The 22,704-nt window shown below is 75.9% G+C and carries 10 protein-coding genes; 2 read left to right on the top strand and 8 right to left on the bottom strand.

The window, feature by feature from the left end:
* Positions 1-352 precede the first annotated feature (352 nt).
* Entirely contained in the window at positions 353-2,566 is a 2,214-nt protein-coding gene (gene helR / locus C7C46_RS03725) for an RNA polymerase recycling motor ATPase HelR (protein ID WP_110665634.1), read from the top strand.
* Positions 2,567-2,655: 89 nt separating this feature from the next.
* On the opposite strand, the gene C7C46_RS03720 is transcribed toward helR, so the two are convergent.
* Together C7C46_RS03720 and C7C46_RS03715 are read right to left on the bottom strand one after the other, a co-directional pair.
* Positions 2,656-3,636: a CAP domain-containing protein gene (locus tag C7C46_RS03720; RefSeq protein ID WP_110665631.1), complete on the bottom strand. Its 981-nt coding sequence runs from the start codon at positions 3,634-3,636 to the stop codon at positions 2,656-2,658.
* Positions 3,637-3,755: 119 nt separating this feature from the next.
* The gene (locus C7C46_RS03715; RefSeq protein ID WP_245984107.1) at positions 3,756-4,100 is read right to left on the bottom strand and encodes an ArsR/SmtB family transcription factor; all 345 of its coding nucleotides are present in this window, start codon (positions 4,098-4,100) and stop codon (positions 3,756-3,758) included.
* Positions 4,101-4,232: 132 nt separating this feature from the next.
* On the opposite strand from C7C46_RS03715, the gene C7C46_RS03710 reads away from it, so the two are divergent.
* The gene (locus tag C7C46_RS03710) at positions 4,233-5,219 is read left to right on the top strand and encodes a quinone oxidoreductase family protein (protein WP_110665626.1); all 987 of its coding nucleotides are present in this window, start codon (positions 4,233-4,235) and stop codon (positions 5,217-5,219) included.
* 28 nt (positions 5,220-5,247) lie between these two features.
* On the opposite strand, the gene C7C46_RS03705 is transcribed toward C7C46_RS03710, so the two are convergent.
* The 6 genes from C7C46_RS03705 to C7C46_RS03680 form a co-directional block, all read right to left on the bottom strand.
* Positions 5,248-6,174, bottom strand: a complete 927-nt coding sequence (locus C7C46_RS03705) for a DUF2797 domain-containing protein (RefSeq protein ID WP_110665624.1) — start codon at positions 6,172-6,174, stop codon at positions 5,248-5,250.
* A gap of 63 nt (positions 6,175-6,237) precedes the next feature.
* Positions 6,238-6,579, bottom strand: a complete 342-nt coding sequence (locus tag C7C46_RS03700; protein ID WP_110665621.1) for a peptidase inhibitor family I36 protein — start codon at positions 6,577-6,579, stop codon at positions 6,238-6,240.
* 331 nt (positions 6,580-6,910) lie between these two features.
* The gene (locus tag C7C46_RS03695; RefSeq protein WP_110665618.1) at positions 6,911-8,164 is read right to left on the bottom strand and encodes a serine hydrolase domain-containing protein; all 1,254 of its coding nucleotides are present in this window, start codon (positions 8,162-8,164) and stop codon (positions 6,911-6,913) included.
* Between the two features lie 184 nt (positions 8,165-8,348).
* The gene (locus C7C46_RS03690; protein ID WP_110665616.1) at positions 8,349-9,008 is read right to left on the bottom strand and encodes a DUF6875 domain-containing protein; all 660 of its coding nucleotides are present in this window, start codon (positions 9,006-9,008) and stop codon (positions 8,349-8,351) included.
* Entirely contained in the window at positions 9,008-17,272 is an 8,265-nt protein-coding gene (locus C7C46_RS03685; RefSeq protein WP_110665614.1) for a non-ribosomal peptide synthetase/MFS transporter, read from the bottom strand. The genes C7C46_RS03690 and C7C46_RS03685 overlap by 1 nt, the downstream gene beginning before the upstream one ends.
* A complete protein-coding gene (locus C7C46_RS03680; protein ID WP_181442174.1) occupies positions 17,269-22,317 on the bottom strand; it encodes a non-ribosomal peptide synthetase in 5,049 nt (1,682 codons plus the stop codon). Before C7C46_RS03680 ends, C7C46_RS03685 begins: the two co-directional genes overlap by 4 nt.
* Between the last annotated feature and the right edge of the window lie 387 nt (positions 22,318-22,704).

The following is a 22,704-nucleotide window of genomic DNA, read 5'->3' as shown; positions in this document are numbered from 1 at the left end:
GCATCCGGCTGCTCTCAGCCGAGAAGCGGTACCCGGTGGCCGGCTGTGGCCCAACCCGCCGGCCACCGAGCCGAGTTGGGGGTGATTCAGGTCAAGTCGCCCGCCCGGCAGAGTTGGCAAGGTCGGCAAGGAGAAGAACCTGGTCGCCGTCGGGGATGGTCAACCGACGGCGCTACCGGGGCGGAAGGCGGCCCCGGCCCGACCGGCCTGGAGAGGAAATACGCACTCTCCGCCATAACTAACTTATAGCTCAAGGGGGGCCTTGCGGCAAGGCCCTGGTGGTGGCGCACAATCGCTGGCCGAGGCCGGAACCGGTGCCGGCGGAAGCGGCCTCAGAACGGAGCGGATGCCCATGACCACCCAGCCCACCAGTACCGTGAACCGCCAGGCCACCAGCGCCGCGGCCCCGCCGCCCAGCAGCGCCTTCGCCCTGCCCGAGCGGCTCGCCGCCAAGGCCGACCCGGCGTTGACCGCCGGGGACGAGCACCACTTCGCCGCCGTCGCGGCCGCCCTGGCCCAGACGGTCGCCGAGCTCTCCGAGCAGTTGGCCGCACTGCGCCGGGCGCCCGGCGGCCTGGGCCGCGAGGCGATGGACCGGGACGTGGAGATCCACCGGCTGACGGCCCGGCTGCGCGCGTTGCGCCGGTTCGGCCTGGACCTGTGCCTGGGCCACATCGTGCCGGCCGACGCCGGCGCCGAACCGGTGTACATCGGCCGCCTGGGGCTGACCGACCCGACCGGCCGCCGCCTGCTGCTCGACTGGCGCTCCCCCGCCGCCGAGCCGTTCTTCGCCGCCACCCACGCCAACCCGATGGGCCTGGCCAGCCGCCGCCGCTACCACTGGACCCGGGGGCGGGTCAGCGACTACTGGGACGAGGTGTTCACCCCGGAGGGGCTGGTCGGCCGGGCCGCGCTGGACGACCAGTCGGCCTTCATCGCCAGCCTGGGCGGCACCCGCTCGGCCCGGATGCGCGACGTGCTCGCCACCCTCCAGGCCGACCAGGACGCCGTGATCCGGGCCGGCTCGCGCGGCGCCCTGGTGGTGGACGGCGGTCCGGGCACCGGCAAGACCGTGGTCGCGCTGCACCGCTCGGCCTACCTGCTGCACGCCGACCCGCGGCTCGGCCACCGGCGCGGCGCGGTGCTGTTCGTCGGCCCGCACCAGCCGTACCTGAACTACGTGGCGGACGTGCTCCCCAGCCTCGGCGAGGAGGGTGTGCAGACCTGCACCGTGCGGGACCTGGTGGCCGAGGGCGCCACCGCCCCGGTGGAGGCCGACCCCGAGGTGGCTCGGCTGAAGGCCCAGGCCCCGATGGTGACCGAGGCCGTCGAGCGGGCCGTCGCGCTGTACGAGGAGCCGCCCACCGACGGCATGGTGGCCGCCACCCACTGGGACGACCTGTGGGTGAGCCCGGCCGACTGGGCCGCCGCCTTCGACGCACCCGAGCCCGGCACCCCGCACAACGAGGCACGGGGCCAGATCTGGGACGAGCTGGCCGCGCTGCTCCACCACCAGTTGGGCAACGAGGAGGTCCCGCTGGAACTGTTCCGCACCTCGCTGGGCCAGGACCTGGACCTGGTCGAGGCGCTGAACCGGGCCTGGCCGCTGCTGGACGCCACCGACCTGGTCTCGGACCTCTGGACGGTGCCCGCCTACCTGCGGCGCAGCGCGCCCTGGCTGACGCCGGACCAGGTGCGGCTGCTGCAGCGCGCCGAGGCCAAGGCCTGGACCGTCTCCGACCTGCCGCTGCTGGACGCCGCCCGCGAGCGGCTCGGCGATCCGGACGCGGCCCGGCGGCGGCGCCGGCAGCAGACCGCTGCAGCCGCCGAGCGGTCCCGGATGGCCGAGGTGATCAAGGACCTGCTCGAGGCGGACGACGACGGCGAGGGCGCGGTCACCATGCTGCGCGGCCAGGACCTGCAGGACAGCCTGGTGGACGAGGAGGCGCTGCCGGGCGTCGACGCCGACCGGCTGGCCGGTCCGTTCGCGCACATCGTGGTCGACGAGGCGCAGGAGCTGACCGACGCCGAGTGGCAGATGCTGCTGCGGCGCTGCCCGTCGCGCAGCTTCACCATCGTCGGGGACCGGGCGCAGGCCCGGCACGGCTTCGCCGAGTCCTGGGCGGAGCGGCTGGCCCGGGTCGGCCTGGACCGGGTGCGGGTGGCCCGACTGACCGTCAACTACCGCACACCGGCCGAGGTGATGGCGGTGGCCGAGCCGGTGATCCGGGCGGTGCTGCCGGACGCGAACGTGCCGACCTCGATCCGCAGCAACGGGATCCCGGTGCAGCACGGCGCGGTGGCGGAGTTGGACGCGGTGCTGGCCGACTGGCAGGCCGAACACGCGGAGGGGGTCGCCTGCGTGATCGGGGCGCCCGGGCCGGCCCGGGCCGCCGACTCCGCGCGGGTCCGCTCGCTGACCCCCGAGCTGTCGAAGGGGCTGGAGTTCGACCTGGTGGTCCTGGTCGACCCGGACCGCTTCGGCTCCGGGATCGAGGGCGCGGTGGACCGTTACGTGGCGATGACCCGGGCGACCCAGCGGCTGGTGGTGCTGACCAGCGGCTGACTTGCCGTCAGGTCGCCGCCCCCTGCTGCCCCGCGCGCTCGGGGACCAGCCGGTGCGGCGGCCCGTCGCTCAGTCGGCCAGTCGGTCAGTCAGTCCGAGAAGTCCTGGGTCATCCAGAGCGTGCCGGAGGAGTCGCGCAGCAGCTCGATCCCGATGTGGTGGAAGTCCGGGTTGAGGATGTTCCGCCGGTGGCCGTCGTTCGGCGGCTGCTCGGCGAGCATCGAGTTGGTCAGCCCGACCGCCATCTTCGCCGCCGCGTCCGTGGTGTCGGCCACCGGGCCGCCGTCGCCGATGTTCTCGCCGGCCGTTCCCCACTGCACCCCGGCCGCGTGCTCCCGGTCGCCGAAGGCGGCCTCGCCCGGGCACTGGTGCGACAGACCGCAACCCCCGGCCATGGTGTGGTTGTGCGCGTCCGCGCTGGTCTGCAGGCCGGCCAGCATCTGCAGCGGGGCGACGCCCTGGGCGGCCCGGGCCTGGTTGATCACCGCGAGCACCTGGTTGGCCGCCGCGTTCAGGTCAGCACCGGACCCGGCACCGGCCGACGAGCCCGACGAACCCGACGGGCCCCGGGACGGGACGGCCGTGAGCGGGCTGCTCGCCGGCGCACCCGGCCGCGCAGCGGCCGTGGTCGGGTGCTGCACCGGCGTGGTGACGACGGCGGCCCCCGGCAGCCGGGTCGGCCCGGCGCTCGGCGCCGCCCCGGAGGACGTCGGTGCGGACGGGGAGGCCGCGACGGCCGACGGCGCGGCGGACCGGCTCGGCGCGGCAGATCCGGCGCCGGCCCCCTGGTCGCCCACCGGCACGTCACCCGCAGGCAGCGGCGGCTCCGGGGCGGCGGCGGCCCGGCCGTCCTGCGGTCCGGCGAACAGCGCCTTGCCCCCGACCACCGCGGCGGTGGCCGTCGCGGCGACCGCGACCACGGCGAACAGCGGCTTGACGGTCGACCCGCGCCGCGCCCGGTGCCGGTGCCGGCCGTTGCCGGCCTTGCGGTGCGCTCCGCCGCCGGCCCGGCGTTCGGGCGGGCTCGGGACGTACCGCTCCGTCAGTTCCTCGGTCGGGTACTCCGTCATCGGTGCTCCTACGGTCGACTGCCCTACGTCACAGGAGACCCCGGGGCGAGCCGCCGATAACGGAATTCGCGCGAATGTTCACACCGGCGCACCGGAAGCCCACGGGGGCGCGACGCCACTCACTCCGCCACCGACCGCCCGTACGCGGTCAGCACGGTGGCCAGCAGCCCCGGGAACCGCTCTTCGAGGTCGGCTGTGCGCAGGGTGGTGATCCGCCGGTTGACCTCCTCGCGCTGGCGGATCAGGCCGGACTCGCGCAGCACCTTGAAGTGGTGGCTCAGGGTGGACGGCGCCACGTCGACCGGGAAAGTGCCACAGGGCCGTTCGCCGCCCGGCTCGGCGGCCAGGGTGCGCACGACGGTCATCCGGGTCGGATCGGCGAGCGCGTGCAGCACGTGGAACAGGTCGATCTCCGCCGTGGCGGGGTGGGCGAGCGGGGCGCGGGGGTTGCGGGTGCGGGACACGGGCCGGTCCCCTCCTCTGAGTTGAGCCCCAGGTCGATCGACAACGAACCTGGCGGCATGGTATCTATTTCGATGTTCGTCGAACATGGTTCACGGACATCCTAGCCAGGAACGGCGAGAGGGGAGCTCGACATGCGCGCACTGGTCATGACCGCCCCGGGCGGGTCGGAGAACTCGGAGGTCGCCGAGGTCGCGGCGCCGCAGCCCGGACCGGGCCAGGTGGCCGTCCAGGTGGCCTACGCGGGCCTCAACTTCGTCGACGTGATGGCCCGCCGGGGCGACGCCGGGTACGTGGACAGCTGGCCGTACCGGCCCGGCAAGGAGGTGGCCGGCACCGTGCGCGCCCTCGGCCCGGGCGTCACGGGGTTCGCGGTCGGCGACCGGGTGGTGGCCGCACCGGCCGGCGGCGGGCTGGCCGAGGTGGCGGTCGCGCCGGCGGCGCTGACCGTGCCGCTGCCGGACGGGGTGGACCTGCGCCAGGCGGCGGCCACCCCGCTCGGCCTGGCCACCGCGATGCTGCTGCTCACCGACTCGGGCCGGTTCACGGCCGGAGACACGGTGCTGGTGCACTCGGCGGGCGGCGGCATCGGCAGTGCGATCGCGCAGCTGGTCCCGGAGCTGGGCGGAGGCCGGCTGATCGGCACGGTGGGCCGCCCGGAGAAGGCCGACGAGGCGGTCAAGGCCGGCTACCACGCCGCCTTCGCCCGCGGGCCCGAACTGCGCGAGGCGGTGCGGGCGGCCACCCTCGGGCACGGGGTGGACCTGGTCCTCGACCCGCTGGGCACCGCCGAACTGGAGCTGGACCTGGACCTCGCGGCGCCCGGCGGCCGGATCGTGCTGTTCGGCAACGCGGGCGGCGGCGGGCTGGACGCCCTGCCCCCGCTGGGCCGGCTGCTCGGCGGCAACCTCACCGTCACCGGCTTCAGCCACCGCGGGCTGACCGTCGGCGCCCCGGCCCGGGTGGCCCGCGCCATCTCCCGCGTCCTCGACCTGCTCGCGGCCGGCCGGGTGGACCTCCCCGTCACCGAGCTCGCCGGGCTGGCCGAGGTGCCGGCCGCGCACGACCAGCTCGCGGCGGGCCGGGGCGTCGGCAAGTACGTGGTCCGGGTGGGCGACTGACGGCATCCCAGGCCGGCGCCGCTGGAGGCTAGAACAGCGCTTCCTGGCTCCCCACCGGCTCCGTGCACCGCTGCAGCCGCAGGCCGGGGTTGGGGGTCGGGGTGTCGTCGGCCGTGCTGCCGGTGCTGCTGGTGATCCGCCAGCCCGCGAGCTTGCGGGTGTCCAGCAGCACCGGCGGGCCGGCGGGCTGGTCCAGGAAGACGTGCCGCCCGATCGGGGCCCGGGCGACCCCGCCGACCACCGCCCCGTCCGCCAGGCCGGCCACCGCCAGGTACTCCCGGGGCGCGCCCGCCCCCAGGCCGAACAGCTCGACGTGGTCCAGGATCTCGCCCTGCGGGTGGAGCTCGATCCGGTGGCCCGCGAGCAGCGGGAGCGCCCGGGTGCGCAGCCCGGCCAGCTCGGCCGCCCGGGCGGCGGCGGTCGGCAGGCCCCACCAGCCCGCCAGCTTGGCCTGGCTGCGGTACCGCTCCCGGGCCAACCTGGCGCCGGAGACGGTCAGTTCGGCGCGCCGGATGCCCGGCAGCGAGCCGCGGGCGAGGAAGGTGAAGGCCAGTGCGCCCTGTTCCAGCAGCCGGCTGTTGCCGCGCTCCTCCGCGGTCAGGCCCACCTTGAGCAGGCCGGCGCCGAGCCAGGCCAGGTAGAGCCGGTAGGTGCGCCCGTCGTCGACGATCTGGTCGCGGGCCAGTGCGAGCCCGCGGTCGGCGGCCTGACAGGCGGGGCACTGGACGGCGGCCCCGTCCGGGTCGATGGTGGCCCGGTGCGGGCAGGGCCGCCGCTCCGGCTCACCGGGCAGCCACACCCCGGTGCACCGCCGCGGCCCGGCGAGCACCCAGCCGACCCGCTCCCCCGCCACCAGTGCCCGCTCGTAACCGCGTTCTCCGCAGCGTGCACTGAGGTAGGGCCGACCGCCGTGCCAGTGCAGCCCGTGCGCCGTCCATCCCGCCTGCTCGTCCATCCGCCCCACGCTACCGGGCCGCACCGACAGGCCCGCGGCCGCCTGTCGGCCGTCAGACGGGCCCTAGAAGAACGCGATCGAACCGCAGGAGAGCTTCCCGCTGTAGCCCGAGAACGGCGCGATCGTGCGGGCGGCCCCCTGGTAGCCCACCCCGGTGTACAGGGTCGCGCCGGTCGGCCCGCCGTTGTACACCGAGCCGATCGCGGAGACCGGCGTGCCGTCGCTGTAGTGCAGGGTGCAGTCGTTGAACATGCTGCTGGTCACCACCACCGACGGGCCGGTGAAGCCGGTCCCCTCGTACAGCGTGACGCTGTTGCCGGTAGCGGCGCCCGCGGTGCCCGCGGCACCGAGGGTCGCCACTGCCGCACCGGCCAGGCCGAGTGCGAGCGCGTGCTTGATCCGCATTGCTTGCCTCCCAGATCGAGGTCACTGGTGCCGCCGAGCTCCGGGCCGCCCAGGAGGTCAAAGCTAACGGTCAGTCAGTTCACTTGGAACACCGTTTGGTTAGGACGCCGCCCGGGCCCGGGTGGACGCCTACGGCAGCCTGGGCGCGTTCGCCCTGGGCCCGATCGGCCTCGCGCTGGTACTGCCCGGCCGCCGCCCTGCCGGGCAGCGGCACGGTCCTGGCGGTCGGCGCGCTGTGGCAGCTGGCCGCCACCGCCGTCGTCCTCACGGTGCCGGCCGTCCGGGAGAACCGACCCGCGGTGGTCGATGGTGCGTCAGGGCCGGACCGGCCTCAGGAGCCGACCTGGTCCGTGGTGGCCGAGCCCGCGTAGACGTGGTCCGGGGTGATGACCTCGGTGATCGCTCGGGCCAGCAGGGTGGAGGGCTCCTGGCCGCCGCTGCTGCTGTCCGTGTTGATCATGACGACCATGGTGGCCTGCTGCGCGGGCAGGTAGACCGTCACGGTCTCGTAGCCCGGGATCGAGCCGTTGTGTCCGATCCAGCCGTTGGTGTCGATGATGCCCAGGCCGTAGCCGGTGCCCGGGAACCCGGTGGGCAGCGTCTGCAGCCGCTGGGCCTGGGTCTCGGGGCTGAGCATCCGCTTCTCGGAGCTGAACTGCCCGGTGGCCAGCACCTGGGCCCAGTGCCGCAGGTCGCCCAGGTCGGAGATCATCGCACCGGCCGTCCAGGCCCAACTGGGGTTCCAGTCGGTGGAGTCCGCGGTCGCCCCGCTGAGCGTCTGGTCGGTGTAGCCGCGCGGGTGCGGGTCCGGGAACTCGGTGCCTTCCGGCAGCAGGGTGTGCCGCAGGTGGGCCGGGCGCAGCACCCGGTCGTCGAGCACCGTGCCGAACGGCTCGCCGGTCACCTTCTCGATCACCAGGCCGAGCAGCAGCAGGTTGGAGTTGGAGTACTGGAACTGCTCTTCCGGCTGGAAGGTGTTCTGGTGCCGGTAGCCGTACGCGAGCGACTCCTGCGGGGTGAAGCTGCGGGCGGGGTCGGAGAGCAGGGCCTGCTGGAAGTCCGGGTCGAAGGTGTACGGGAACAGGCCGCTGCGCATCTCGGCGAGCTCACGAAGCGTGATCCGGTCCCCGCACGGCACGCCGTCGACGTACTTCGCGATCGGGTCGTCCAGCCCGATCCGGTGCTCGTCCACCAACTGCAGCAGCGCGGTGACGGTGAAGGTCTTGGTCTCGCTGCCGATCCGGACGTAGGAGTCGCGGTCCATCGGTGCGCCGGTGGCGGTGTCGGCGACGCCGGTCGCCCGGACGTAGCATCCCCTGCCCGGCAGCCACAGGCCGACCACCACGCCGGGGATGTCCGCCTGCCGGCGGACGTCGGCGATCGCCGTGTCCAGCCGGGCGGCCAGGGCGGGGTCCAGGCCGTCGCCGTTCGCGGGGCAGTCGGAGCGGTCGAGCCGGTCGGCGTGGTGCATCCGGTCGGCGGCCGCGGCTGGTACCTGGCCGGCGGGGGCGACGGTCATCGGGACCAGGACGGACGCCGCGACCAGGGTCGCGGCCAACAGCCGGCGGTGGGGGATGCGTCTCACGTCGGGGTGCCTCTTCCGGTTCACGGGCTGGGGAGGGCCAGCATCACCGGGCGCGCCCGGGCCCCGGGGTGCCCGGCGGGCCCGTGCTGCGCGAGTCCACCCGTTCGGCGGGGCCGTCGGCCGGGCCAGCCGGGCTCCGGGGGCCGAACGGCCTATCCTCGGGCGCGGGGCGCGGGTCGGCAGCTCAGGAGGCCACCCTTCGTCGGGCCGACTGGCCGCGGTGGCCGAACAGGCGCTGGTAGGCGGCCCGGTGGCGCGGGTCCTCGACCAGGAACGGCAGGTCGGTGGGGACCATGTGACGGATCACCAGCATCGGCAGCGGGCTGCGCAGCGGGCGGAAGTCGGGGTTCCACAGGCCCGGTTGCTCCGGGGGAAGGTCGTGGAACTGACCGAGCATCAGGCCGTCCTCGACGAAGGCGGTCTTCAGATCGAGTTGGGTGCGGTCGATCAGTTCGGGTGCCTCGCTGCTCGGCAGGTCGGGGAAGACGACCAGGATGGTGGTGGACTGCGCCCGGGGGGTGCCGGGCGGGGCCAACAGCAGGAACCACTCCCGGTGCAGCGCGACGGCCTCCGCCACCGCGGCGCGGTCGGCCGGTCGGCCCGGACGGACCGCCAGGTGGAAGCGCTCCTCGCGCAGCGAGGACCCGACGAACGGGCAGACCGGGCCGGCGCGTCCGAGATCCGGGTGCGGTTCGGTCAGGTAGGTGCGGGCCCAGTCGAGGACGGAGCGCAGGGCATCGGCGCGGGCAGCGACGGCGGGCGGCAGGGTCGAGCCGGGGCTCGCCGGCTCCAGGTCGGCCGCGGTCACCAGGAAGTGGTCCGGTCTGGTCGGGTGGGTGAGCATCAGGAGTCCCGCGGGTCGGCCGGGCGGGCGTCGGCCGACGGCCCGGAGTCCGGAAGTGAGTCGTCCGCTTCGCGCAGCGGCCGGTACCCGTAGCCCGCGGCGGTCCAGGCCAACGCGGCCAGCCCGGTCAGGATGATGACAGCGGCCATGCCGCGCCCGTGGCCGGTGCCGATCAGACTGCCGAGGAAGGTGCCGGGGTCGCGCAGCAGCGGTTCGAAGACGTGGTCGGTGAGCGGGCCGGTGACCAGGTAGCCGACCGGCATCACCAGCCTCGCCAGCATCAGGCAGGTCGCGAGCACCCGGCCCTGCAGGTCGAGGCCGACCTTCAGTTGGACCAGTGCCAACCAGTGCGCGTTGATCAGCGCCGCGCAGACGCCGATGCCGAAACTGCCCAGGGTCGGGAAGAGGGCGGTGGGGCGCAGGCCGATCAGCACGGCGGAGACGGCGAACAGCCCGACGAAGGCGATCATGCCGGCCGCCCGGCGGCGGGTGCCGCCCCAGACGGCCATCAGGGCGCTGCCCGCGAGCAGTCCCGCGCCCTGTGCGGCCAGCACCAGGCCCAGCGTGGCGGGTGAGCCGAAGGCCAGCACCAGCGGGGTGACCAGCACCGTCACCACGCCGCCGAGCGCGTTGGCGACGGCGAAGAAGACGGCCAGGGCGATCAGGCCGCGGCGGCGGGCCAGGAAGCGCCAGCCCTCGGTGATCTCGCGCAGCAGCGGCCCGTTCCGGCGCACGAATCCCAGGTCGGGGAAGCGGACCACCAACAGGGTGGCCAGCGAGACCGCGAAGGTGGCCACGTCCAGCCACACCACGGTAGCCAGACCGACGGCCACTGCCAGTGCACCGCCCAGGAGTTGGGCGAACAAGGTGCCGGTGGCGGTGCCCAGGCCGACCACGCCGTTGGCCTGGCCCAGGTAGCGCTTGGGGGTGAGCTGGGTGACCGCCGCCAGGTAGGCGGGCTGCCGGAAGGCGGCGGCGACGGCGCCGACGACGACCACCGCGTAGAGCTGCCACAGCCGCAGTGAGCCCGCGGTGAGCAGGGCCGCGGCGGCGACCGAGGAGCCGAGGCCGGCGAGGTCGCAGCCGATCATCACCCGGCGGCGGTCGTGGCGGTCGGCGACGGCGCCGGCCACGGGGGCCGCCAGGATCGCCGGGAGCAGGGCGAACGCGGCGATCGCGGCGAAGGCGGTGACGGCGCCGGTGGTGCGGTAGGCCCACAGTCCGAGGGCGAAGGTGGACAGTCCGGTACCGACCAGCGAGACCAGCTGGCCGAGGGTGACGGTGAGGAAGGCGGTGAGCCGGGCCGGCGGCGGCACCTCGGGCGGTTCGACCGGCCCCTCGCCACGCCGCCAGCGTTCGACGCGCTCGTGCAGCAACTCGGCCAGGGCCGGTTCGCGCTGGAAGAAGTGGCCGGCGCCGGGAACCACGGCGGTGTCCACGGCGCGGCCGTAGGCCGTCCATTCGTGGGCGCGTTCCTGGTGGAACTCGGTGACCCGGTCGCGTTCGCCGACCACCACCAGGACCGGCGTGGGGCCGGCCGCGGCCGGGGCGCCGTAGAAGTGCTCGGCCTCGACCGCGTCGTGCCGGACCGCGGCGGCGAGCAGCCGCCGCTCCTGCTCGGGGAGGTCCTCGGCCAGGCCGCCGAGGACCCGCAGGCCGTCGGTGAGCGCCCGGTCGGACTGTCGGCGGCCGGGTGCGAGGCGGGCCAGCCGGCCGAGCGGGCCGGGCAGTTCGGCGATCGGGAAGGCGGCGCCGACGACCAGGCCGAGCACCGGGTGGCCGGCGGCGCGCAGCTCGGCCTCGACGGCGGTGGCCAGGGCGGCCCCGACGCAGTGGCCGTAGAGCACCACCGGGCCGGGCCGCTCCGCCAGGATCCGCTCGGCGCAGCGCCGGGCCAGGGCGGCGATCGGCTCGGCGGCCTCTTCCGGGCGGGCCAGGTCGCGGCCGGGCGGTTGCACGGCGTACAGCGCCCAGCTGTCGGGCAGCCGCTCGGCCAGGTCGCGGTAGACGATGGCGCCGGCGCCGCCGAACGGAACGGCGAGCACGGTGACCTCGGCCTGTTCGGCGGTGGTCCCGGTCATCCGGTGGATCAGGTCGGCGGTCCGGCCGGGCCCGCCGAGGCGGGCGGCGAGGGCGCGGACGGTGGGGTGGGTGAACAGGTCGAGGACGGAGAGTTCGGGGTCGATCCGGCGCACCGCGCGGACGGCCCGCATCGAGTCGCCGCCGGCGGCGAAGAAGTCCTCGTCGAGGCCGACCTGCCGTTCCAGGACGTCCCGGAAGACGTCGGCCACCAGCGCCTCGGCCGGGCTGGTGGGCGTGTCCGGCCGGCCCGCGGGTGCCTGTGGGGCCGGCGCCGGCAGGGCGGGCAGCGCGGCCCGGTCGACCTTTCCGGCCGGGCTGAGCGGCAGTTCGTCGATGACGGCCAGCCGGGCGGGCACCAGGTGGGCCGGCAGCCGCCCGCGCAGCCAGGCGACGGCCTCGACCGGGTCGACCGGCCGGGCGGTGACCAGGAAGCCGACCAGCTGCGGCTCGCCGGCCCGGTCGGGGCGCAGCACGACGGCGGCGCGCCGGATGTCGGGGTGCTCGGCGAGGACGGCCTCGATCTCGCCGGTCTCGATCCGGTGGCCGCGCAGCTTGAGCTGGCCGTCGGCCCGGCCCAGCAGCAGGAGTTGGCCGTCGGCCCGGTACCGGGCGAGGTCTCCGGTGCGGTACAGCCGGCCGGGCCCGAACGGGTTGGGGACGAAGGCGGCGGCCGTGAGGTCGGGCCGGCGGTGGTATCCGTGGGCCAGGCCGGCGCCGCCGAGGTGGAGTTGGCCGACGGCGCCGATCGGCGCCGGTCGCAGCCGGTCGTCGAGGACGTAGGCCGTGGTGTTGGCGAGCGGGCGGCCGACGGTGATCTCGCAGTCGTCGTCGATCAGCCGGGCGGTGGCCCAGATGGTCGCCTCGGTGGGACCGTAGAGGTTCCACAGCGACCTGACCACCGGGCGCAGCGCGGCGGCCAGGCCGGCGGGCAGCGCCTCGCCGCCGCACAGGGCGGTCAGAGCGGGGTTGCCGGTCCAGCCGGCGTCGAGCAGCAGGCCCCAGGTGGCGGGGGTGGCCTGCAGCAGGGTGGCGGCGCTGTCGGCGATCCGGCGGGCCAGGGCGGCGCCGTCGCGCACGGTGGTGCGGTCGACGATCTCGACCCGGGCACCGGTCACCAGCGGCAGCCACAGCTCCAGGCCGGCGATGTCGAAGGAGAGGGTGGTGATGGCCGGCAGGACATCGCCCGGTCCGAAGCCGCCGAGGGCGCTGCGGACGGCGCCGAGCAGGTTGGCGAGCGCGCGGTGCGGGACGGCGACGCCCTTGGGGCGGCCGGTGGAGCCGGAGGTGTACAGCAGGTAGGCGGTGCGGTCGGGGTCGGGCGCGGGCAGCGGGGTGCGGTCGCCGGGGTCCCGGGCGGGCTCGCCGTCCAGGGCCAGCACCGGGCCGTCGAAGGGGACACCGGGCAGCGGCGCTCCGTCGTCGGTGAGCAGGGCCGCGGCGCCGGAGTCACCGAGCATGTGGGCGAGCCGCTCGGCGGGGTAGTCGGGGTCGAGCGGCAGATAGGCGCCGCCTGCCCTCAGTACGGCGAGCAGCGCGACGGGCAGTCGCGCGGTGCGGTCCGCGGCGACGCCGACCACGGTCTGCGGCCCGACCCCGTGGGAGACCAGGACTCGGGCCAACCGGTCGGCCCGCCGGTCGAGTTCGGCGTAGTCCAGGGTGCGGGTGCCGTCGCCGACGGCGACGGCGTGCGGGGTGCGGACCGCCTGGGCGGCGATCTGCTCGGGCACCGTGGCGGCGGGCAGCTCGGCAGCGGTGTCGTTCCACTCCGTCAGCACCCGGTGGTGTTCGACGGCGTCGGCGAGCGGCAGGTCGGCCAGCGCGGTGTCGGGGTCGGCGGCGAGGGCCCGCAGCAGGGTGGCGAAGTAGCCGGCCAGGCGCTCGGCGGTGGCGGGGGCGAGGACGTCGGCGCTGTACTCCAGCGCGCCGGTCAGGCCGTCGGCCTGCTCGACCAGGATGAGCGAGAGGTCGAACTTCGCGACGCCGGTGGGCCCGTCGACCGGGGTCGCGGTCAGACCGGGCAGCCGCCAGACCGGCGCGGGCATGTTCTGCAGGGCGAACATGGTGGAGAACAGCGGGGTCCGGCCGGGATCGCGGACCGGGGCGAGCTGCTCGACCAGCCACTCGAAGGGCACGTCGGCGTGGCCGAAGGCGGCCACACAGGTGCCCCGGACCTCCCGCAGGTGCTCACGGAAGGTCAGCTCGGGGCGCGGCCGGCCGCGCAGCGGCAGCATGTTGACGAAGAAGCCGATCAGCTCGTCGGCGTCCGGATGATGACGGCCCGCCACCGGGACGCCGACCACCAGGTCGTCGGTGCCCGCGTACCGGGCGAGCAGCACCTGGTAGGCGGCGAAGAGGGTCATGAACGCGGTGGCGCCCTCGGCCCGGCCGACCGCCAGCAGCGGCGCCGACACCTCGGCGGGGACGGCGACCGGGACGGCACCGCCGAGGTGGCTCGGGACGGCCGGGCGCGGCCGGTCGGCGGGCAGCTCCAGCCAGGGCGGGGCGTCGCGCAGCAGTTCGCGCCAGTGCGCCAGGCCCCCGGCGTGGTCGGTGCCGCGCTGCCAGGCCGCGTGGTCGGCGTACTGGACGCCGGGCGGCGGCAGCAGGGTGCCGGTATACGCCGCCCCGACCTGGTCGGCGAACAGCGCGTACGACCAGCCGTCGAAGACGATGTGGTGGAAGGTCAGCAGCAGCAGGTGCGCGTGGTCCTCGACGCGCAGCAGCCGGGCCCGCAGCAGCGGGCCGGCGGCGAGGTCGAAGCCGTGCCGGAACTCGGCGTCGACCTCGGCCCGGATCCGCTCGGCGCCGGCGTCGCGCAGGTCGGCCACGGGTAGCGCGACGGGCGAGGGCGCCAGCACCCGCGGGGCCGGGGCGCCGTCGGCGGCGGGGAAGACGGTGCGCAGCGAGTCGTGCCGGGCGACCACCGCGGTGAGTGCGCCGGCCAGTGCGGCGGGGTCGAGGTCGCCGTCCAGGCGCAGCGCGTACGGGAGGTTGTAGGCGGGGTTGCCCGGGGTGACCTGGTCGAGGAACCAGAGCCGCTGCTGGGCGTAGGAGACCGTGACGGGGCTGCCGGCGCGCAGCGGCGGCAGGGCGCCGGTGTCGGGACCCAGCGGCGGGCGGGCGTCCCGGTCGGTGCGCAGCACGGCGAGCCGGCGGGCCAGGCCGGCCACCGTGGGGTGGGCGAACAGGACCGGCAGCGGCAGCGCGACGCCGAGGTCGCGGCGCAGCCGGGAGACGGCGCGGGTGGCGAGCAGGGAGTGGCCGCCGAGCGCGAAGAAGTCCGCCTCGACGTCGGTCACGGGTGTGCCGAGCAGGTCGCCGAAGACCGCGGCGACGGCGCGTTCCCACCGGGTGGTGGGCGGCCGGCCGGCGGTGGCGGGGGCCGCGGCCGCCGGCAGCGCCGCCCGGTCCACCTTGCCGTTGGCGGTCAGCGGCAGGGCGTCCAGCGGGACCAGCACGGCGGGGACGAGGTGGGCCGGCAGCCGGGCGGCGAGCCGGTCGGCGAGACCGTCCAGGGCATCGGGGCCGGTGGCCGCCAGGTAGGCGACCAGCCGGCCGTCGGCGGCGAGCACGGCGGCGTCGGTGATGCCGGGCTCGGCGCGCAGGGCGGCCTCGACCTCACCGGGTTCGACCCGGTAACCGCGGATCTTGACCTGCCGGTCGTCGCGCCCGAGGAACTCCACCGTGCCGTCGGGCCGCAGTCGGACCCGGTCCCCCGTGCGGTAGCGGCGGGTGCCGGTGGCCGGGTCGGTGGTGAAGCGTTCGGCGGTCCGGTCGGGGTCGCCGAGGTACCCGCGGGCGACCGCGGGGCCGCCGATCCACAGCTCGCCGGGGACGCCGAGCGGGACGGGCTCACCGTGGCGGTCCAGGATCCGGGCCTCGACGTGGGGCAGTGGCCGGCCGAGCGGCGGTGCCGCGGGCCGGCGGGCCGGCGGCACCTCGGACAGCACGTGGGTGAGCACGCCGACGGTGGTCTCGGTCGGGCCGTAGTGGTTGACGATCCGCAGGCCGGGCCGCAGCGCGGCGACCCGGTCGACCAGCTCCCAGCCGACCGCCTCGCCGCCGAGCACCAGGCAGTGCCGGGGCAGCAGGTCGGCCGGCCGCTCGGCGGTGAGCAGCGCGGCGAGCTGGGAGGGCACCAGCTTCAGCAGGTCGACCGGGTGCTCGGCGAGCGCCTCGGCGAGCGCGTCGGCGTCGGCGACCACGGCCGGGTCGAGCAGCCGGACGGTGCCGCCGGCCCACAGGGCGCCGAACAGCATGGTGTGGCCGAGGTCGGCGGCGAGGGTGGAGCAGACGGCGTACTGCTGCGCCTCGTCCTGACCGCCCGTCAGGACCGGGCTGACGCCCGCCAGGTACGCGGCGAGGTTGTCGTGGCCGACGGCGACGCCCTTGGGCGGGCCGGTGGAGCCGGAGGTGAACATCACGTAGGCGAGCCCGGGATCCGCCGTGCCGTCGGCGCCGATCCGGCGGACGGTGAGGTCGTGGGCGGGTCCGGAGACCAGCAGCGCGGCGCCTGCCGAGGCGAGCAGCGCCTCCTGCCGGGCGGCCGGCAGCGCGGGGTCGAGCGGCAGGTAGGCGGCACCGGCCCGCCAGCAGGCCAGCACGGCGGCGAGGAAGCCGGTGCCCGGGGCGGCCTGCACGGCCACCACTGCGGCGCCGCGCAGTCGCTCGGCCAACCCGCGGGCGGTCCGGTCCAGTTCGGCGTATCCGAGGGTGCCGTCGGGAGCCTGGACGGCGGGGCGGTCCGGGTGGCTGTGGACCCAGCGGTCGAAGCGGTCCAGCACGGTGCCCTCGACGGGCTGCGGCGGCAGGGCCGCCGCCGGCGCCTCGTCCGGGCCGAGGATCGGGAGGCGGTCGAGGACGGCGTCGGGGTCGGCGGCCAGTGCCGCGAGCAGCCGGACGTAGTGCCCCGCGAACCGCTCGACGGTCTCCCGGTCGAACAGTGCGGTGCGGTAGGTGGCGGTGATCTCGACGGTGGCGCCGCCGAGGTCCTCGGCGGCGAGGCTGAGGTCGACCTTGGCCGTCTCCGGTTCGACCTCCTGCCACGCGACGTCCAGTCCGGCCAGTCGCAGCGGCACGCGAGGAACGTGGGTGGCCACCAACTGCACCTGGTAGACGGGGTGGTGACCGACCTGCCGGGGACCGAGACCGACCACCCGGTCGAACGGCAGCGCACTGTTGGCAATGTCCGCCAGTGTCGACTCCCGGACATTCGACAGAAGTTGACGTCCAGTCAGCTCCTCGGGGAAGCGGCTGCGCAGCACGATGGTGTCCAGGAAGCAACCGAACACCTCGGGCACCTCGTCCCGGCCCGCCACCGGAGTGCCGACCAGCACGTCGTCCACACCGGCGTAGCGGGCGCAGAGCGCCTGGAAGGCGGCCAGCAGCACCATGAAGCCGGTGCACCTGGTCCCGGTCGCCAACCGGCGCAGCGCGGCGGTGGTCGCTTCGTCCAGGGTGAGGCGCAGCGTGGCGCCGGCGTCGTCGGCGACAGCCTGCCTGGGCCGGTCGGCGGGCAGCTCCAGGACGGTCGGAGCTCCCGCCAACCGCTGCTTCCAGTAAGCCAGTTCGGCCTCGTGCGTGCGCTCGCGCCGGGCGTGGACGACATCGGCGTACCCGACGGCGGCCGACAGCGGGCCGCCGCTGTGCCAGGCTGCGGCCAGGTCGGCGGTCAGCAGGCCGACCGACCAGCCGTCGGCGGCGATGTGGTGCAGGCAGACCACCAGCACGTGGTCCTCGGGGGCCAGCCGCAGCAGCTCGGCGCGCAGCGGCCACTGCAGGTCCAGCGCGAAGGGCTCGGCGACCGCGCGACGCAGCGCCGCGTCCAGGCCGTCGGGCGCCTCGCGGACCGGCAGCGGGACGGGCGCCGGAGCGTCGACCACGGCGGTCGGTTCGCCGCCGTCCGCGAGGTAGCGGGTGCGCAGGATCTCGTGCCGCGCGGCCACGGCGCTCAGCGCCTCGGCCAGCCGCCCGGGGTCGAGCCGGCCGCGCAGCCGCCAGGCGACCGGGATGGTGTACGCGGCGCTGTCGGGGGCCCAGCGGTGCAGGAACCAGAGCCGCCGCTGGATGTCGGACAGCGGGGTCGGACCGGCCGGGCGGGGTGGGAACACCGGGGCGGCGGCGGGCTTGCGGGCCTTGGCACGGGCGAGCCGCTCCGCGAGGCGCTGGTCCGTGGTGGTCATCCGAGGTCCTCGACAATCGCCTTCTCCACCGCGCCGGCCAGCGCGGCGATGGTCGGTTCGTCGAACAGCACCCGGACCGGGAAGGGGATCTCGAAGCGGTCCCGGATCCGGGCGGCGACCGCGGCGGCGAGCAGGGACTGGCCGCCGATCGCGAAGAAGTCGTCGTCGACGCCGGGTTCGGCACCGAGCACCTCGGTCCAGATCTCGACCAGGATCTCCTCGATCGGCCCGGACGGGGCGCGTCGGCCGCCCGGTTGTCCGGGCAGGTCGCCGGGGTCGGGCAGGGCGCGCCGGTCGAGCTTGCCGGTGCTGGTGCGGGGCAGGGCGGGCAGCAGCAGGAAGGCGGTGGGCACGGCGTGGCCGGGCAGCCGGTCGGCGAGGAAGGCGCGGACCGCGGGCACGGTCAGCGGCCCGGCGGCGGGCAGCGCGGCAGGGCCGTCCGGGGTGTCGGCGCTGGGCGTGTCCGCGGTGGGGGTGTCGGCCTTGGGCACCAGGTAGCCGACCAGCCGCTCCCCCGCGACCGGGTGGCGCTGGACGGCGGCGGCCGCGTCGGCGACCGCCGGGTGGGCGCGCAGCGCGGCCTCGACGTCGCCGATCTCCAGCCGGGCGCCGCGCACGTTGACCTGGTCGTCGTTGCGGCCGAGCAGGGCGATCGCGCCGTCGGGCAGCCAACGGGCCAGGTCGCCGGTACGGTACATCCGGCCCCCGGCGAACGGGTCGGGCAGGAAGCGCTCGGCGGTCAGCCCGGGGCGGCCGAGGTAGCCGCGGCCGACGCCGGCACCGCCGACGTACAGCTCGCCGGGTACACCGATCGGCACCGGGCGGCCGCGCTCGTCCAGCAGGTACACCAGCGCGCCCGGGATCGGGCGGCCGACGGTGGGCCGGCCGCCGCCGGGGGCGCAGACGCCGACGGCGGTCGCGGTGGTGGCCTCGGTCGGGCCGTAGGCGTTGACGAAGTGCCGACCGGGCGCCCAACGGTCCACCAGGGCGGCGCTGCACGCCTCGCCGCCGACGGTGATCGCGCGCACCGACGGCAGGTCGGTGTCCGGCACGGCGGCCAGCACGGAGGCGGGCAGCACCAGGTTGGTGACGGCGTGCCGGCGGATCAGCTCGGCGAGGTCTTCGCCGGCCAGCTCCGCGTCGCCGCGCACCACCAGGGTGGCCCCGGTGGTGAGGGTCATGTAGACGTCGGAGATCGAGACGCTGAAGCCGAACGCGACGAACTGCAGCACGGTGGAGTCGGGCCGCACGTCGAAGAGTTCGACCTTGGCGGCGACCAGGTTGGCCAGGCCGCCGTGGGTCAGCAGGACACCCTTGGGGCGGCCGGTGGAGCCCGAGGTGAACATGATGTCGGCCACGTCGTCCTCGCCGAGCCGGACCGTCGGTGGCGTGCCGGCGTCCGGCTGCCGGGCGTCCACGGCGGTGAGCGGCCCGGCGGCCAGCGCCCGCAGCCGGTCGGCCGTACCGCCCGGTCCCCCGGTGCAGACCGCGAGCGGCGGTGCGGCGTCGGCCAGCAGCTGCCGCAGCCGCTCGTCGGGGAAGGCCGGGTCCATCGGCACGTACACGCCCCCGGCGCGGTGCACGGCGATCATCGCGACCACCGAGCGGACCGAGCGGGGCAGGCAGACCGCGACCGGGGTTCCGGGGGGCAGTCCGTACCCGACCAGTACGCGGGCCAGGCCGTTGACGGCGGCGTCGAGTTCGGCGTAGTCGAGGCTCTCGTCCTCGCAGACGACGGCGGGGCGGCCGGGCGGACCGGCGATCCGGTCGTGCACCGGCCCCGGACGGCGGGCAGGCGCGCCGCGCCCGAAGGCCAGCACCTGCTCCCGCTCGGCGTCGGACAGCAGCTCGATCCGGTCCAGGCCGATGGCCGGGTCGGCGCCGGCCGCGGTCAGCACCCGCACCAGGTGGTCGGCCAGCCGCTCGGCGAACGCGGCATCGAACAGGTCGGTGGCGTACTCCACCGCGAGCCGGTCCCGGTCGAGCACCACGGTGAGGTCGAACCGCGCCCGGTCGGCCGGGAGTTCGCCGTCGAAACGGACTGTCGCCCCGGGCAGCCGCAGCTCGGTGGCCTCGATCTGCTGGAGCACCAGCATCACCTGGAACAGCGGGTGGTGGGCCCGCCGCCCGGTCGGCGCCAGCTTCTCCACCAGTCGCTCGAACGGCAGCGCCCGGTACGCGTAGGCCTCGGTGGTCACCGCCCGCACCCGGTCGACCAGTTCGGCGAACCCCGGGTCGCCGGCCAGGTCGACGCGCAGCGGCAGGGTGTTCACGAAGCAGCCGACGGTGGACTCGAAGGCCGCCTGCGGCCGGTCGCCGACCGGGGTGCCGACCACCAGGTCGCGCTGCCCGGTGTAGCGGTGCAGCACCGTCAACAGGCCGGCCAGCAGCACCATGTACGGGGTGGCGCCGAGCCGGCGGGCGGTCCGGTCCAGGGTGCCGCGCAGCCCGGTCGGCAGCCGGCGGCCGACGGTGGCGCCGCGGAAGCTCGGCTGCGGCGGACGGGTCTCGCCGGGGGTGAGGTCGAGCAGCGGCGGGGCGCCGTCCAACGCGCGGGTCCAGTACTCCAGCAGGTCCGGGTGGCGGTCCAGCCGGCTCTGCTCCCAGCGGGCCACGGCGGCCGGGTCGGGGCCGGCCGGGCGCTCGGCCGGGGCCCGGTGGGCGGCCAGCGCGGGGTAGACCTCGGCCAGGTCGGCCAACAGGATCTCGACCGAGCGTCCGTCGACCGCGATGTGATGGATCGTCAGGCCGATTTCCCAGCACGCCTCGGCGGTCCGGGCCAGGACGGCACGCAGCAGCGGCGGGCGGGTCAGGTCGAACGGCCTGGCGGCCTGCTGGGCGAACCGGACCGCGGCGGTCCCGGGCGCACCGCGCAGGTCGAGGGTCTCGACCAGCTCGGCGGTGGTGCCGGTCCAGGGCAGCACCCGCGCGCGCGGGCCCTGCGGCGTCTGGACGTACGCGGTCCGCAACGCCGGGTGCCGGCGGACCAGTTCGGCGATGCTTTCGGCCAGTGCCCGCTCGTCGACGGCCGGGGCGCCGGCCGGGGCTTCGGTGGGCCGCGGGTCGGCAGTCACGGTGAGGCCGATCGAGACGTTGGAGATCGCCGGGTCCGGCGCGAACTGGTCGATGAACCAGTACCGGGCCTGGGCCGAGGCGAGCGGGGCGTGACCGTCGTCATTCCGGGCCGGTCCGTCGGCGGTCGGGGCGTCACCGTCGTCATTCCGGGCCGGTCCGTCGGCGGTCGGGGCGTCACCGTCGTCGTTCCGCGCCGGCCCGTCGGCGGTCGGGGTCAGTTCCTCGACGGCCCGGGCCAGTTCGTCGACGGCCCGGGCCAGTTCGTCGACGGTGCGCGCCAGCTCGGCGACCGTGCGGCCGCCGAGCACGTCTGCCGGAGCGGGTTCGACGCCGCAGCGCTCGGCGATCCGGGCAAGGATCCGCATCGCCCGCAGCGAGTGCCCGCCGAGTTCGTCGAACGGCTCGTCCACGCCGACCCGGAAGCCGAACACCTGTGACCAGACGTCCACCAGCAGGGCCTCGGTGGGGGTGCGCGGCGGTGCGCCCGGCACCCGCTCGCCGGCCGACCGGGCGAGCAAGGCGGACCGGTCGGTCTTCCCGTGCCCGGTCAGCGGCAGCGCGTCCAGGGCCTGGACGGCGGCCGGCAGCAGGTGGGCGGGCAGCCGGGTGGCGAGGGCGCGGCGGACTGCGTCGGGAGCCGGACCATCCGGCGCCGGGACGTAGAACGCCCGCAGGCAGGGCTCGCCGGTGGCGTCCGGGCCGGCCACCACGGCGGCGGCGCGCACGCCGGGCAGCGCGCCGAGGGCCGCCTCCAGCTCGCCCGGTTCGACCCGGAAGCCCCGGATCTGCACCTGGTCGTCGGCCCGGCCGACGAACTCGAACTCGCCGTCCGGCCGGCGGCGGACCAAGTCCCCGGTCCGGTAGAGCCGGCCGGCGGTCGGGGCGGCGGTGAACCGCTCGGCGGTCAGCTCGGGACGGCCCAGGTAACCGCGGGCCAGGCCCGCCCCTCCCAGGTACAGCTCGCCCACCTCGCCGTCCGCCACCCCGGCGCCCGCCGCGTCGCGGACCACGGCGGTGATCCCGGGCAGCGGCCGGCCGATGGTGGGCGGGCCGTCACCGGGCGGCACCGGGGCGGAGAGCGCGATCACGGTGGACTCGGCCGGCCCGTAGTTGTCGACAAGGGTGAACGGCAGCCCGCGCGGCGGGCGGGCGGTGAGCCGGTCGCCGCCGGTGAGCAGGGTGCGCAGAGCCGTGGTGGCGGGCCAGGGCAGCGCGGTCAGGGCCTCCGCCAGCGGGGTGGGGGCGAAGGCCAGGGTGACCCCGGAGTCGACCAGGAAGTCCCGCAGTCGGGCGGGGGAACTACGGTCGTGCTCGGTGGCCACCACGACGGTGGCGCCCGCCGTCAGGTACGGCCACAGCTCCAGGACCGAGGCGTCGAAGCCGACCGCCGACAGCAGCGGGGCGCGGTCGCCCGGGCCGGGGGCGAAGGCGGTGTGCACCCAGGTCACCAGGTTCAGCAGGCTCGCGTGCTCGACCGCGACGCCCTTGGGGCGGCCGGTGGAGCCGGAGGTGTACACCACGTAGGCGAGGTCGTCGGCGGCCGGGGCGGGCAGCGCGGACGGGGCGGGCTGCGCCGCCAGGGTGGGCGCCGATGGCGGGGCGGCCTCCGGGCGCCGGGCCGGTGCGGCCGTCCGGGCCGCGGTGACGGCGGCGGCGTCCAGCACCCGCGCCACCTCGGCGTCCCCGAGCATCAGCTCACGGCGTTCGGCCGGGTAGGCCGGGTCGACCGGCAGGTAGCAGGCGCCGGCCCGCAGCACGCCGAGCGCGGCGACCGCGTACTCGATCGACCGCTCGCACAGCACCGCCACTCTGCTGCCGGCCGACACACCGCCGGCGCGCAGCTCCGCGGCCACCGTGTCGGCCCAGTCGAGCAGGTCGCCGTAGGTCAGTTCCCGCTCGCCCTGCACCAGGGCAGGGCGATGCGGGTCGGCGGCCGCGCGGGCCGCCACGAGCTCGGGCACAGTCGGCACGGCACGTCCTTCTCCCGGCTGAGGGCACGACGGCTCGCAGCCTCCCCCCACCGACCCCAACGGCGGTGGCCGTCACATGAGTCGATTCACCTTGGTAGGTGCCCCGGCCCGGTCGAACAGGCACCGATGATCCTCCCCCGCAAAGAGCAAGTCAATGAACTGCCTTGCTGGTTACCTAAGGTGATGGTAAATCGGAACGACTGCAGTGCGCAGCCCCGGGCGGGAACTTCAACCGGAACTGTTCCTCCCTTTTCAGCTGGACATTCACCTGAGCTCATGCTCTTCTGTCGCAGCGGGCCCGCTCCCACCCGTCGGGCCCGACCTCACCCTGCGCGCGCCGGCAGGCGGGCCGACCCCCGTCCCGGGACGACCGGAACGGCCGGGATC

Origin of the sequence: Streptomyces tateyamensis (genome assembly GCF_003205575.1) — a bacterium.
In the GTDB taxonomy this organism is placed as follows: Bacteria; Actinomycetota; Actinomycetes; order Streptomycetales; family Streptomycetaceae; genus Kitasatospora; species Kitasatospora tateyamensis.
This window is presented reverse-complemented; position numbering and strand designations above follow the sequence as displayed.

Bases quoted from the DNA above. Each gene is read 5' to 3' on its own strand.
- helR (WP_110665634.1), top strand. From the start codon at position 353: ATGACCACCCAGCCCACCAGTACCGTGAACCGCCAGGCCACCAGCGCC.
- C7C46_RS03720 (WP_110665631.1), bottom strand. From the start codon at position 3,636: ATGACGGAGTACCCGACCGAGGAACTGACGGAGCGGTACGTCCCGAGC.
- C7C46_RS03710 (WP_110665626.1), top strand. From the start codon at position 4,233: ATGCGCGCACTGGTCATGACCGCCCCGGGCGGGTCGGAGAACTCGGAG.
- C7C46_RS03705 (WP_110665624.1), bottom strand. From the start codon at position 6,174: ATGGACGAGCAGGCGGGATGGACGGCGCACGGGCTGCACTGGCACGGC.
- C7C46_RS03700 (WP_110665621.1), bottom strand. From the start codon at position 6,579: ATGCGGATCAAGCACGCGCTCGCACTCGGCCTGGCCGGTGCGGCAGTG.
- C7C46_RS03690 (WP_110665616.1), bottom strand. From the start codon at position 9,008: ATGCTCACCCACCCGACCAGACCGGACCACTTCCTGGTGACCGCGGCC.
- C7C46_RS03685 (WP_110665614.1), bottom strand. From the start codon at position 17,272: ATGACCACCACGGACCAGCGCCTCGCGGAGCGGCTCGCCCGTGCCAAG.